The sequence below is a fragment of the bacterium genome (genome assembly GCA_023150945.1).
Taxonomy (GTDB): Bacteria; Zhuqueibacterota; Zhuqueibacteria; order Zhuqueibacterales; family Zhuqueibacteraceae; genus Coneutiohabitans.
The window spans coordinates 56,039-69,735 of record JAKLJX010000009.1 but is presented as its reverse complement, the minus strand read 5'-3'; the positions used below and the strand labels follow the sequence as shown (position 1 = coordinate 69,735).

9 protein-coding genes are annotated in these 13,697 nt (G+C 59.6%); 4 read left to right on the top strand and 5 right to left on the bottom strand.

Going from position 1 to position 13,697, the window contains the following annotated elements; all coding sequences use genetic code 11:
- Positions 1-208: 208 nt before the first annotated feature.
- The 4 genes from L6R21_13465 to L6R21_13450 all read left to right on the top strand — a co-directional run bounded on the left by L6R21_13465 (position 209) and on the right by L6R21_13450 (position 5,602).
- Positions 209-1,747: an MFS transporter gene (locus L6R21_13465; GenBank protein ID MCK6560199.1), complete on the top strand. Its 1,539-nt coding sequence runs from the start codon at positions 209-211 to the stop codon at positions 1,745-1,747.
- 52 nt (positions 1,748-1,799) lie between these two features.
- The gene (locus tag L6R21_13460; protein MCK6560198.1) at positions 1,800-2,921 is read left to right on the top strand and encodes a glycoside hydrolase family 88 protein; all 1,122 of its coding nucleotides are present in this window, start codon (positions 1,800-1,802) and stop codon (positions 2,919-2,921) included.
- Between the two features lie 8 nt (positions 2,922-2,929).
- On the top strand, positions 2,930-3,700 hold the full coding sequence (locus tag L6R21_13455; GenBank protein ID MCK6560197.1) for a 3-ketoacyl-ACP reductase: 771 nt from the start codon (positions 2,930-2,932) through the stop codon (positions 3,698-3,700).
- Positions 3,701-4,168: 468 nt separating this feature from the next.
- Positions 4,169-5,602: an NADH:flavin oxidoreductase gene (locus tag L6R21_13450; protein MCK6560196.1), complete on the top strand. Its 1,434-nt coding sequence runs from the start codon at positions 4,169-4,171 to the stop codon at positions 5,600-5,602.
- Between the two features lie 427 nt (positions 5,603-6,029).
- Here the strand turns inward: L6R21_13450 and L6R21_13445 are convergent, their stop codons facing one another.
- The 5 genes from L6R21_13445 to L6R21_13425 form a co-directional block, all read right to left on the bottom strand.
- A complete protein-coding gene (locus tag L6R21_13445; GenBank protein ID MCK6560195.1) occupies positions 6,030-7,100 on the bottom strand; it encodes a dihydrodipicolinate synthase family protein in 1,071 nt (356 codons plus the stop codon).
- 14 nt (positions 7,101-7,114) lie between these two features.
- A complete protein-coding gene (locus tag L6R21_13440) occupies positions 7,115-7,318 on the bottom strand; it encodes a hypothetical protein (GenBank protein MCK6560194.1) in 204 nt (67 codons plus the stop codon).
- 69 nt (positions 7,319-7,387) lie between these two features.
- A complete protein-coding gene (locus tag L6R21_13435) occupies positions 7,388-8,422 on the bottom strand; it encodes an NAD(P)-dependent oxidoreductase (protein ID MCK6560193.1) in 1,035 nt (344 codons plus the stop codon).
- A 261-nt stretch (positions 8,423-8,683) separates the two neighbouring features.
- Complete coding sequence (locus L6R21_13430; protein ID MCK6560192.1) at positions 8,684-9,865, bottom strand: carbohydrate kinase family protein; 1,182 nt, start codon at positions 9,863-9,865, stop codon at positions 8,684-8,686.
- A 16-nt stretch (positions 9,866-9,881) separates the two neighbouring features.
- Positions 9,882-13,610: a heparinase II/III family protein gene (locus tag L6R21_13425; GenBank protein MCK6560191.1), complete on the bottom strand. Its 3,729-nt coding sequence runs from the start codon at positions 13,608-13,610 to the stop codon at positions 9,882-9,884.
- Positions 13,611-13,697 lie beyond the last annotated feature (87 nt).

Here is a 13,697-nt window from a genome sequence, read left to right as displayed (position 1 = left end):
AATCAAAACAAATCAATCTTGAAATTCCCCTTTCCAAAATCCATGCCTTTTTGGCAAAAAAAATTCGCCTTTCTTCTGCTTGCAAGTTTGAGGAAAACTGCTAACCTCATTCCGAAGTCGGGCATTCAATTGCGCTGTTGTGCCGGCGCCGCGCCGGCAGGCGAGCGAAGGCCGGATTTTTTTTTGTTTATGGACATTGATCGGGCGTATGCGTCTACGTGACATTTCTCCGTTTCATTTTGATTTGACCGCTGACCAGGCCGGTTCGGCGGGCAACCTGCGCAGCATGAAGCTCTCGTTTTGGGAAGGGGCGCTCACCGGGATTATGGGCGTATTGACCGGGGGCGTGATACTCACCGGCTTCGCGCTCAGTCTGGGCGCGAATGAGTTCATCATCGGCTTGCTGGCCTCCCTGCAGGTGGGCGCCAATCTGCTGCAAATCCGCGCCTTTCGCCGCCTGGAAAAGCACGGGCATCGCAAAGCCATGGCCGTGCGCTTTGCGGCCTGGGCGCGCCTGCTGTGGGTGCCAATCGCGCTCGTTGCCGCGATCAACGTGCCGGCATTCGCACCCTACCGTCTCTGGCTTTTTCTGCTGCTGTTTGCCACTTTCGCCGGCCTCGGCGTGTACAGCCTGGTGCCCTGGGTTTCCTGGCTGGTGGACTTGGTGCCGGAAAAAGTGCGCGGCCGCTTCTACGCGCAGCGCAACTTTGCCGGCGGCGCCCTCGGCGTTATTCTCGGCGTGCTGGCGGGGAAATTCATCGACTGGTGGCAGGCGCAGCAATTCGCGCCTCTGCCGCTTGGCTTCGCCCTGCTCACCTTGTGCGGTATGGCCTTCGGTTTGTGGGCGGTGCGCATCATCAACCGGATGGAGGATCCACCGTTCGCGCCCTCGCCTGCGCGCCATACATTTTGGGAATCACTCCGGATTCCTTTTCGCGACCCGAACTTTCGTCGCCTCTTCCAATTTCGCATCGTCTATGATCTGTCGATGGGCATCGCCGGCACGTTTTACGGCGTGTACATGCTCACGCAGGCGGGCTTGAGCTATTTCTTCGTCTCCGCCATGGCCATGCTCGCCACCCTCACCAATTTGCTGGCGCTCAAGCCCTGGGGCTGGATGATCGACCGCTTCGGCAACAAACCGGTGTTGCAGATTTGCCTGATCGGCAAGGTTTTATTTGCGCTGCTGTGGATCTTCACCACTCCCGAAACCATCTGGCTCTACATCTGTTTGCATTTGCTCGGCGTCTTCGATGCCGGCAATGCCCTGGCGATTCCCAATCTGGTTTACAAGCTGGCGCCCGCCAATCGCCGCGCCAACTATATCGCGGTGGACGGCACGGTGGTCGGCATCGCGGCCACGGTGGCGCCGTTGCTGGGCGGCGGTTTGGCCTTGCTCTTCTCGAGTTGGGAATTGCAGCTCGGCGGCTTTCGCTGGGCGCACTTTCATTTTCTCTTTTTCACCGCCGGCCTGCTGCGCCTCGGCACGCTGCTCATGCTGCAGCGCGTGCACGAGCCGGTGTCGAAATCGGTCAAGCATGTCATTCGCGTCATCTGGCCGGTGCGCAGCATCAACATCTTCGAGGGCTTTCAACAGGCTTTGCATTCGCTGGTGGCGCCCTCGCGTTCCATCATCGACAAGCTGGTCGAGCGCCACAACGGCAAAGGCCGCCGCCGGCAGCGTGACGCCATAAAGGCCAAAAAAGAATACCTCGACTACCAAGAAAACCGGAGCGAGAATTTGTAACCAATCGACCGATTACGACGCAACCACCAGAATCCTCCCAGGAGAAAATGCCGTGCCGCCTGTAAACCTCCAGCAAAAGTGTGAAACCGTTTTTGCCTTCGCCGAAAAACAACTGCGCCATTTGATCACCGCGCATCCGGACTTCTTTCCCATGTACACCCAGAACGGCAAATGGCAGCATGGCGGCGAAGCCTGGACCAACTGGTGCGAAGGATTTCTCGGCGGCCAGTTGTGGCTGATCTACGCGCGCAACCGCGACGAGTGGTGGCGCTCCCAGGCCGAGCATTACTCCCGCCTGATCGAACACCGCCAACACGATCGCAACGTGCACGATCTCGGCTTTCTGTTCTTTTCCACCTGGAAACGCTGGTATGATTTGACCGGCGACGCGCAAATCAATGAAACCGTGATCCAGGCCGGACGCACGCTCGCGCTGCGCTTTCAGGAAAAGGGGCAATACCTGCGCTCGTTTGTGGCGCCGGAAAGCTTGTTCATCGACATCATGATGAATGTCGGCATCATCTTCTATGCCGCCCAGCAAACCGGCGATGCCAAACTCTGGCAGCTCGCGCGGCAGCACTGTTTGACCACACGCAAATACCTGGTGCGCGGCGACGGCAGCACCTCGCATGAAGGCATTTTCGATCTTGCGACCGGCGAGTTTCTGCGCCAAACCACGCACCAGGGCTGGCGCCACGATTCTTCCTGGGCGCGCGGATTGGCGTGGGCATTGTACGGTTTCGGCACGGTGTATGCGTTTACCAAAGACGCGCGCTTTCTGCAAACCGCGGAAGCATGCGCGAATTTCTACATTGAACGCACGCCCGCGCACGGCGTGCCGCCCAACGATTGGGACGAGCCTGCTCCCAAAACTCCCTACGAAAGTTCAGCGGCCGCGATCGCTGCCAGCGGCCTGTGGCAGCTTGCCCGCCTCACCGGCGATCCGGCGCGCGCGCAATGGTATCGCAACTACAGCCTGCGCATTTTGGACACGCTCACGACGCCGGAATTCCTCGCCCTCGACACGCCCGGCTGGGAAGGCATTCTCAAACACGGCATCTATCACTGGCGCAAAGGCCTGGGGGTCGATGAAAGCGTGATGTGGGGAGAGTATTTCTTTCTTGAAGCGGTGGCGAACGTGGTGGGCGCGGATTCTCAGCAAACCATTCCGTGAGGCGCGCGATGAATCGTGTGGCCCTGATTACCGGCGCGAGCCGCGGTATTGGCCGCGCCATTGCGCTGGCGCTCGCCGGCCGCGGCTGGAGCATCGTGGTCAACTACCGCAGCGGCGCGCAAGCCGCCGCCGCCGTGGTGGCTGTGATTGCGCAGACCGGTGGCCAGGCGCACGGCGTACAGGCGAACATCAGCGAATCCGCCGGCCGCGCCGCTTTGGTTGCGGAAACTTTGCAGCAATACCAGCGCCTCGATTTGCTGGTGAACAATGCCGGCATGGCGCCGCGCCAGCGCGTTGACCTGCTCACCACCAGCGAAGCCAGCTACGATGAAGTGATGGCGGTCAATCTCAAGGGGCCGTTCTTTCTCACCCAGCTCGTGGCCGGCAAAATGATCGAGTTGAAGGCGGCCGGCAGGATCTCCGACCCGCGCATTATCAACATCGGCTCGCTGAGCGCCTACACCAGCAGCACCAACCGGCCGGAGTACTGCCTTTCCAAGGCCGGCGTTGCGATGATGACCAAACTGTTCGCGCACCGACTGGCAGAGCACGGCATCGGGGTTTATGAAATCCGGCCGGGCATCATTGCCACGGACATGACCAGCGCGGTGAAAGACAAATACGATCGCCTGATCGAGGACGGCTTGATTCCGCTGAAACGCTGGGGCCTGCCCGAGGATGTGGCGCAGGCGGTGGTCGCGATTGCCGAAGGCTTTCTACCTTATTCCACCGGTGAAGTCATCAACGTCGATGGCGGATTTCATTTTCACCGGTTGTGAAGTTGCGCCGTTTGACTTCGCGCGCTGGCCGGGCGGGATACATCGCGGAATTCGCGGCGCTTGAGGCAGGTTGCATCTTGCACGTGCCATGGTGGCTTGCGAATGCGCCAGGGATTGACACCGTTCACTTTTTGTCGTGTTCATCGCGTCAATCCTGTCGTCGCGCAATCTGCCAGACTGCAAGGGAACCAAGCGGGAAAAAACTTCGCGGCCACGCTCATGGTCTGTTGCCTTGAAATGTGTTGTCACCACCAATGTCATCCTGTCAGGATCCTGTGAAGATTTGAGCACGGTGCCAATTGTCCCACAAGATTCCTTCTGCAGGTCACTCGGAATCACCTGTACAAGTCAAAGTGACAAAACTCGTTTTCCCGGCGCAATACTGGATCGGTGAAGTCATCCTTGGAGGCGAAGATCGGCAGAGGCATTGGCCCTGAGGTCGCCGTTTGATTGCACGCTTGAAAAATTATGAAATATCGCCGCATTGCTTCACTCAAGACGCTTGCTGAGTTTCAGAATTATCTGCAGGAACTCGGTGTGCCTCTGCCGCTGGAGGCTGAATTGGAAAGCGGAGCGGCTGCGCCGCTGGCCCAGCCCTGCGTGCTCCAAAACGGCTTCACCATTGGCAATCGCTTCTGCATTTTGCCGATGGAGGGCTGGGACGGCACCGCCGACGGCCGGCCCACCGCCGCCACGCAACGCCGCTGGCAACACTTTGGCCTGAGCGGCGCCAAGCTGATTTGGGGCGGCGAGGCGGTGGCCGTCCGCCACGACGGCCGCGCCAATCCCAACCAGCTTTTGATCAATGAAAAAAACCTGCGCGCGCTGGCAGAGCTGCGCGCGGCCCTGATGGCGGTGCATGAAAGGGAATACCGCACGAGCAGCGACTTGCTCGTCGGCCTGCAATTGACGCATTCCGGCCGCTATAGCAAACCCAATCGCAATGATCGGCCCGAGCCGCAGATTCTCTATCATCATCCCGTGCTCGACCGGCGCTTGCGTTTGGACGCCTCCCATTTGGTCATGAGTGATGATGCGATTGCGCGGTTGGTCGATGATTTCGTGGCCGCGGCGAAACTGGCGCAGGCGGCGGGTTTTGCGTTTGTCGACCTCAAACACTGTCACGGCTATCTCGGACACGAGTTCCTCAGCGCGGTGAATCGGCCCGGCCGCTATGGCGGCAGTTTCGAGAACCGCACGCGTTTCCTGCGCGAACTGGTGGCCGGCATTCGTGCCAACGTTCCGGGAATGGAAATCGGCGTGCGCGTGAGCATTTTCGATTTTGTGCCGTATCGCGCCGGTGCCGAGGGCGTGGGTGAACCCGATCAGCCGGCAGAAGGAGACTCTCCCTTTGCCTTCGGCGCCGATCGCAGCGGCCTGCGGATCGATCTCACTGAGCCGCGCGCGTTTCTGGATTTGCTTGCCAACTTGCAGATCGAATTGGTCTGCGTAACTGCCGGCAGTCCCTACTACAATCCCCACATTCAGCGGCCGGCTTTGTTTCCGCCCTCCGACGGTTATCTGCCGCCCGAGGATCCGCTCGCCGGCGTGGCGCGCCAAATCGCAGTGACGGCGCAGCTCAAACAGCATCGTCCGGACTTGATTCTGGTCGGCTCGGGTTACACGTATCTGCAGGAATGGCTGCCGCACGTGGCGCAGGCGGTCGTTCGCAACGGTCAAGCGGATTTTGTCGGTTTGGGACGAATGGTGTTGTCCTATCCCGAACTGCCCGCGGATGTGCTCGCCGGCAAGCCGCTGCAGCGCAAGCGTCTGTGCCGCACGTTCAGCGACTGCACCACCGCGCCGCGCAATGGCTTGATTTCAGGGTGTTATCCGTTGGATGAGTTCTACAAGCTCAGGCCGGAGGGGGAGGAACTGCTGAAGATCAAAGGCAAGACCTGAGGCGCGGGGAAGGTGATCGCAAAACCCAAACGCCAGCCGCAGCCAAAAGGGAAATGACAATTGCGCACGCAAAGGCGCAATGACGCAGAGAATCGGTAAAGAAGAATTTTGCGAGTTCTTTACGGGTCGGGGAGAAATTCTTTTTCTTGCTGGGCTTAAACTTGATTTCCAGTGGAACAGTACACTGTTACCTTGAAATGCAGAGCCACCAGAACTGTCATCATGCAAGGATCCTGTGAAGATTTGGGCACTGAGCCGGGTGTTCCACAGAATTCGTCTGAATGACATCGCGAGGGTCTGCTTTTGCGAATCAAGGTAACAGCCTACCAGTCTGCATCATGACTGAATCGTTTGCCATTGGCCTTTGCTCGCGGGAGGAACCACGACCGGCATTGGTTTGAAAACCGCGCGAAGCCTCATCCATTCCTCACCTGAGCCACTCCTCCAAATTCTCCCTGACAAACGCGTCATCGTTCAGATGCGGATACGCCGCGTAGACGCGGTCGATTTCCTCCATTTGGCCGGGAGAAAGTTCCTCCTGCGGGTTCAATGTCCATCTTCCCGCCAACAACCCCTGTCGCCGTAATACTTCATGAATTCCCGCGATGCAGCCGGCAAAGTTGTTTTGCGGATCAAAGAAGGCGGCATTGCTGTCGGTAACCTGATGCGCTTTGATCAGCAGTTCCGCTGGAATCGGCTGCGCTTGCTGCACGAGAGCATGAATCTCCGCGAGCAACTCCACCGCGCGCTTCGTCCACACTGCCCAGTGTCCCAGCAGCCCTCCCACCATGCGCAAGGCGGCCGCCTCTTTTCCGTTGTTGAATCGAAAACCGCTGAGCAAATCCATCACGATGCTGTCGTCATTGCCGGTGTAGAGGGCGATTTCGTCACGGCGGCCGCAGGCAGCCACGGCGCGCAGCACGTCGAGGGTGGAATAGCGATTGAACGGCGCGATTTTGATTGCCACCAGATTCTCGATCTCCGCCGCCGCGCGCCAAAAATCGAAGCTGAGGCGGCGGCCGCCCACCGCGGGCTGCAAGTAAAATCCCATGATCGGAATGATCGCGCTGATCGCGCGCAAATGCGCGATCAACTCGGCAGTGGAGGCTTGGGACAATGCTCCCAAACTCACCATGCCGAGGTGATAGTGGAGATCGACCGCGGTTTGGGCTTCGCGCACCGCGGCGGGCGTTGGCCCGGCAATGCCGGCAATGCGAATGTGACGTGTTCCAGTTTTCGCTTCGAGGTGATCGAGCGTGTCAGCAGCGAGGGCCAGCACCGGCTCATACAGCCCGATTTTCGGATCGCGGATTTCGAATTGCGTGGTGTGCACGCCGACTGCCAGGCCGCCGGCGCCGGCGGCGCAATAGTAGCGAGTCAAGGCGCGCTGGCGTCTTTCGTCCAGCCGGCGTTGGGAATCGAGCGCCAGCGGATGCGCCGGAATCACTACGCCGCGGCGCAAGGCAGCCTGAATTTCTTGAGGTAGAAGGGGAAGCATCGCAGGCTCCTCTGTCAGAACTGGTTCGACTCAGGCAGATTCCTGCGCGGCCCACGAAACATGCGAAATACACCAAGAAAGCCTTTCACTTTTTGGTGCATTTCTTCGGCAAGGCTTGGAATGTGCCCAAGTAGTTCTATTGACTTTCTTTCCCCAAAACGCTCAGCCTGGGCTGGGCCGAGGCTTTTGCAGTATTCTTCTGAATCAAATTCCAACATTCGCCCATTCCCCGGCTCAGCCGTGGGGAAGCGAGCTTGCAAAACCTGCGGAATCCGGAGAGACAGCGACTAAAAGCGTCCGGTGCGCGTTTCAAAATGCGTGGGTTTGTTCAGCGTCGGACCGGCATTCTTCACCCACTGCGCAACCCAGGCAATCATCTGCTCCAGCGCTATTGTGGGATAGCCGAACAGGTCGAACAGACGGCCGGCATCGCTGAGCAGCGCGGTTTCCGATTCCTCATTTACAAAGACCGGCGTGCGGCCGAGCAATTCGCCGAATCTCTCCGCCAGCCGGCGGATTGAAACGGTTTCCGGGCCGGTTAAATTGAGCACCAGCGGCGGCGTCTGGGCATGCGCAAAGCAGCGCAGGGCCGCCGCATTGGCATCACCCTGCCAGATAACATTGGCGTGCCCCATGCTCAAATCAATGGTTTGGCCGCTGAACACTCTTTGCGCGACGTCGAGCAGCACACCGTAGCGCAGATCGATGGCATAATTCAACCGCAGAATCACACCCGGCGTGTCGTTTTGCCGGCAGAAATATTCGAAGATGCGTTCGCGCGCCAGGGCGGATTGGGCATACTCGCCGAGCGGGCCGGTGGCATCGCCTTCGCTGCTGCCGCCGAATTTCACCGGCGTGAGCGGATAGACATTGCCGGTGGAAAACAGCACGATGCGGCTGCGCTTGAATTTTTGCGCGACCACCGCGGGAATGTAGGCATTGACCGCCCAGGTCTCGGCTTCGCGGCCGGTGGTGCCGAATTTCATGCCGATCATGTACATCACATTTTCGATTTCCGGCAACTGCTGAATGGCCTGCGGATCGAGCAAATCGCAAGAGAGCGCTTCTACGCCGGCTTGTTCCAGCGCGGTGCGCGCCGCGGCATTGGAAAAGCGCGCCACGCCGATGACACGCTTGCGGACGCCGGCCTGATCACTGGCACGTTTCGCCAACCGCGCCAGTGACGGGCCCATTTTGCCGCTGGCGCCGAGAATGAGCAAGTCACCAGGCAGCTCGCGCAGCGCGGCAATCAAGGCCGCGGTGGGCGTGGTCATGACCTCTTCAAGCTCGGCAACGGTGTTGATTGAAGTGGGGAGGGGCATGGTGTTTTGTGGGTTCGGTGGTGTGTGCTGGTTTTGCCGCGACTCAAATGGCCGCCGTAATACTGAAGCCCATCAACAGGATGTAAAGTGTTCTTGCCGCGGTGAAATTGGTGCAAGGAGGAATCATTGGGCTGTTCTCCCGCAACGCGGGTGAACCTGCCGCGGATCTTGCCCTGCCCAAAAAGATGTTTGCGGCATGACGCATTGCAGTGTCGTTGCCAAGTTTCGAGTCACGCCTATTCAGGGCTCGACGAGGCCGTGTCAACTCTCGTGGATGCTTCTCTCCCAAATGCCGCGCTGGTTGGTCGCGCGCCAGGGCTCATCCAAAAATGGCGTCTCTTTTACCGGCAGCACCGGCAACAATGCCTGAGTTTCCGCCAGCGTGCCGATGCCGCTAACCGTATCCAGCGCGCGCAGGTTTTGATAGCCCAGGCAATTGCCGAATTGCAGGGTGTCTGCCAGCGACTTGCCGTGCAACAGCGCCACCAGGATGCCGGCAGCAGCAGCATCACCGGCGCCGGCGGCAGACTGCGGATTGTCATGTTCAAACGCGGCGGCCCAGAGCTCGCGGTTGGCCCAGGATTGCGCCGTTGCAGACGCCAGCACTGGAATCTCACGCAGGCGTTCGGCGTGATTGGTGCGGCAATACAGGCCGCGCGGCCCGGCCTTCAAGATCACCACGCCGCAGCCCAAGGCCAGCAGGCCCGCGGCGATTTCCCGGTAGCGCGCCAGTTCCACCGTCTCGACAAAACTGCCGCCGCGTTGCCGGCAACTCTCCCATTCGTTGCGATCCCACAACAACAGCATCTCGTCGATGCTCGGCATGAAGACATCGACATGCGGCATGACCTGGCGCAGCCACTTGCGCCAGCTCATGCGGCCGGCCTCGCTGTCGGGATCGGGCATCGCCATGTCCAGCGTGGTCGTCACTGCGAGTGACTTGATCCGGGCCAGCATCTCTCCCAGACCCCGGCCGTCATCCGCATAGAGCGCGCGCATGAGCGGCGGATAGCCCAGGTGAAACACACGCGCCGCTGGCACGACCTCCCAATCCAGCCGCTGCGCGCTGAAGAAATCATTGCAGCCGGGATGATGCAGAAAGATGCGGTCAACGCCGGGCGGCGCAATCACGATCGAATACGAGCTGCCATGTTCGGGGTCCACGGCGATGCCTGCCGTCTCACCCCACGCCGACATCTTCGCGATGATGATCCGGCCAAAGGCATCATCACCCACCTGCGCCATGAAAGCCACCCGGCAGCCCTGTTTGCTCAAGGCGATGCCGGTGTTCGACACCGCGCCGCCGGTGCTCAACACGGCTGGGCCCACGTGCAGCAATTTGCCGGGCTGCAGCAGCTGGCCGGCGGCCCGGCTTGCCGCGGTGAAGGGAGGAATGATATCAAGACACAGGTGGCCGGCGGCGACCACGTCATAAGCTGGCATGCCGTTTCCCTTGGTTTTACTTTGGCCCGAACACCAACACGCCGATCGTGCCGACATCCCACCAGGATTGATTCTGGTTGAAGCCCGCCCAAATATGCTGATTCTTGCGATAATTCAAGCCGTCGTTGTCATTGATCGCGACGTCGAAACCGATCTTGTAACCCGGCTCGGCTTGCACGCCTTTCAAGCTGGCGAGCGGATAACGGCAGATCAGGTTGTAGCCTTTTTCCGTACGGGTGAAGTAGGTTTCAGCATTGGGCACAAGATTCGGCTTGGGCAGCAACGGCCCGCCGGCACCGCCGCCCTGCCATTGCTTCGCGCCGAAGTCCGTGGTGCGATATTCCGCCATGGCAAGATGGCGGAACAAACCGGGCGTGGGTGGATCATGTCCCTGCTCGGAATTGGTGCGCGTGTCGAGCATGACTTCCATGCAGTCGGTGTCCCAAGGATAGCTCATCACCGGAAAATCCCAGTGTGTGATCAAAACATCGTCCGTCACCTCGGCGCCGACGTAGAGATAGGCTTCATCGTACATGGCATAGACCTTCGCCGACAAATCCTGCGGGCCTTGCCAGGGTTGATTGCCCATCAGCAGCCGGCAGACTTGACTGGCTTTGTCGATGGTCATGGGCGTGCTGCGATTCCAGCCTTCCCAATTGCCCTCCAGCGCCGGCGGCGCGGTGGCGTAGTGGGCGACGCCGGCGCAGAGATCGCGCACGGTTTCGGATTGGAAGCTCGCGCTGTTCAATTGCAGACGCACAGGATAAAGCTGTTCCTTGGCGTTGTAGGCAGCGAGTTTGAAGGGCAGCGTCAGCTTCTGCGCGGATTGCGGCGCCAGGTTCACGGCAGTGGCTTTCGGCTGCGATATTTGCCAGGCAGGATCCGCGAAAAGTTGCGGTGTTACCTGCAGCGTCTGCGCCGTGTGATTGGTGAGAGTGATTGCCAGACTTTCCTTTTCCCCATTCGGCAATATCAAGTCCGCGCTCACCGGCGCAGTGACGCGAAACGGCCGCGTCCAAGTTTCCTTGCCGAAGCTGACCTGCACGGCGTAGGTGACCGCCGGCGCCTGATTCGGGACGTTGATGGGCAGGATGAATTCTTCGACCGCGCCGGCCGCAATGGTCTTGGTCTCGGACAACTGGCCATGCAGCCATCCCACCAGGCGGCGACTGGCGACCGGTTGCGTCTGCCGCTGAATGGGGCCTTTGTTCCAAGTGAGCAGGTTCACAATGCCGCCCCACCAATCGAGCTGGCTGTTGACATGCTCCGGCCAGTCCGCCGGCAGCGAGAGCTTGATGCGGCCGCTCACCGGCCGCGCGGTGGGATTCAGCACGCGAATTTTCAATTGATTCGGCATGCCGAGGAAGAGCGTCGTGTCGGGAATCGCCAGGGCCACGCCTTCGGATTGGCGCACGATGACGTAATCGCCCTCCCGCCGAAACGTCACGGGCTTGCCGTTCATTTGCACCGCTCTGGCCGCAGGCGCCCAAATCTTGAGCCGGCCAAACTGCTCGGGCGCGAGCAATGCCAGTTTCTCGCCCTGCCAGGCGCATTCGAATTTTTCCAGCGGCAGAGGAGAGGAAACCAGCGTTGCTTCCTGCCATTTCACTTCGTTCACGTTGAATCCGGCCAGCAGCGTGGGTTGATTCGCCGCGTGGCGCAGCAGCCAGAAGCGCGATTGCTCGACCTCGGCGAAGAGAATATCTTCGCCCTGGGCGTGGCGCACGCGATAGGTGTGCGGCGCCGCCGTTTGCTCGAATTCACTCACTGCCGGTGTGGATTGGTAGGCATGCACGAGATGCGCAAAGCGGGTGCTGCTGGCGCGGCGCCGGCTCATCAGCATGGGCACCGGCTGCGGGTCGCGCACCATTTGTTTGTAAAATCCGCCGATCGGCGGCGTCATCGCCTGAAAGACTTCGGTGCCCGCCTCGCCGATCGCTTTCACCAGCAAACCCTTGCCGTTTTGCAGTGTGAAGGTTCCACTCCAGGCGCCCTCGGTTTTGGCGGCGTGGATTTCGCTGAGCTGATCGTAGCCCGGAATGCCGGGCGGATGGCCGAAGCGATCAAGCGGCTGCTTTTTGAGATGGACACCGGTGATTTTCAACTCGCCGAAGCTGTGCAGCGGCCAGTCGATGAGGCGCTCTTCCGGGCACGCCACGTCGAAGAGATCGATGAAGTAATCTCCCATTTGCAGCAAAGTGCGCGTGAGCGTGGCGCCGGGATAAGCGGTCACGGTGCCGCCGGAAGCCACCTGCAAGCCCGGCAGCGCGCCGAAGAATCTGCCGTAGCCGTTGGTCCACGTCTGCGTGGTTTGATTCAACACCACGGTGTTGTGCGCAATGCTCTGGCGATACCAGAGCTGGAGATTGGGATTGAAATAGGATTCATTCAAGGGATCGACGATCCAATTCTCCGCCAGCGCATAGTAGCCCATTTGCAGACGATCGGGATGACCGTGCTCGCCGCCCATCAAGCCGTAGTCGAGATAGAGATAGCGCCGGTTGTCGCCCGCGCGATTGCGCAAAATGGCAAAGCCATTGCCTTCGAGGTTGAAGCTTGCTTCGGGATAGATGCTGGTGGTGTCCGCGGGAAAGGGCAGCACCGGCACGAGGTTGAACATCGAAATCGGCGAGCGTTTGCTGCCCAAACCGGATTCTTCGCCGACTACCTGGGTGCCGCGCTTCACTTGCGTGAGATGGAGCAGCGCCAGATAGCGCGGATCGCGGTAAACCGCGTAGCCGATCTCATAGAACGTCGCATATTCCAGAATATTGCCGCCGCCGCTGTCTTTGATGCGGGGGAATTCATAGTTCGGTTTGATCAATTCGAAGGGCACGTCGAACATCTTTTTCATCGTGCGGCCGGCGATGCTGCGGCGGTACAAATCCATGCCGTTGTGGCGCGCCATTTCAGCGAGATGAATCATGCCACGTAAGGCGACATAATGATAACCCGGGCCCTCGGCCCAAAAGCCGCTTTCCGGCGTGGCCGAGCCTAATTGCCATTCGAAGCCGTACTGGCCTTTCATCGCAAAATCGATGAGCGCCGGATCTTCATACAAAAAGCCGACTGCCGCCGAGACGTTGTTGTACCAAAGCTGGCGGTTCGAAGCGGACTCCGGAAATTTCTGCGTAATCTCCGCCAGGGGATAGAAGAACTTCTCCTTGAGCTTGCGCCGATCGGCAGGCGTGAAGCCTTCATAATCGTAGAGCAGGTCATAGCCGTAAGCCATGTCCACGCCCCAGAAGGATTCCGACAGCGTGCCGAAGAAAACATGCGCCGGCCCGAGAATGGTGTTGGTGGTGGGATATTTCAGATAGAGATCGGCGAACTGCATGAGAATCTCGCGGCCGGCCTCGGCGTATTTCTTTTCGCCGTGCACTTGATACAGCATTCCCATCCACACCAGATAGGTGGCCAGCTCGCGGTTGTACCAGCCCGACCAGGCGGAGTCGTATTTCTCGCCGCGATGGACTTCGGTGGTGTCCACCGGGCAGCGATGATCATGCGGCCGGAACAATTCGTACTTCAATTCGACGTCGTGCTTGGGGCAGGTGTACATTTTGTACTGATACGTCTGCTTCACCGGCGAGACGTAGATCGGCCGGCGCTTGAGAAAACGGTCGAGCTCCGCCTGCTGACTGTCGAAAATCTTGCGATACCAGGCATGTTGCTGATACCAACGCCGGGCCTGCGCAATGTCAGCGGCATCGGCCATCAGACGGGGATGAGAAGGTTTGGCCATGAGAGATCCGAATGAGAACAGAAGCAGGAGCCACCAGAAGGTGGCGCGGGAAAGAGGTAATGGTCGCATGAATCATCCGTGGATTGG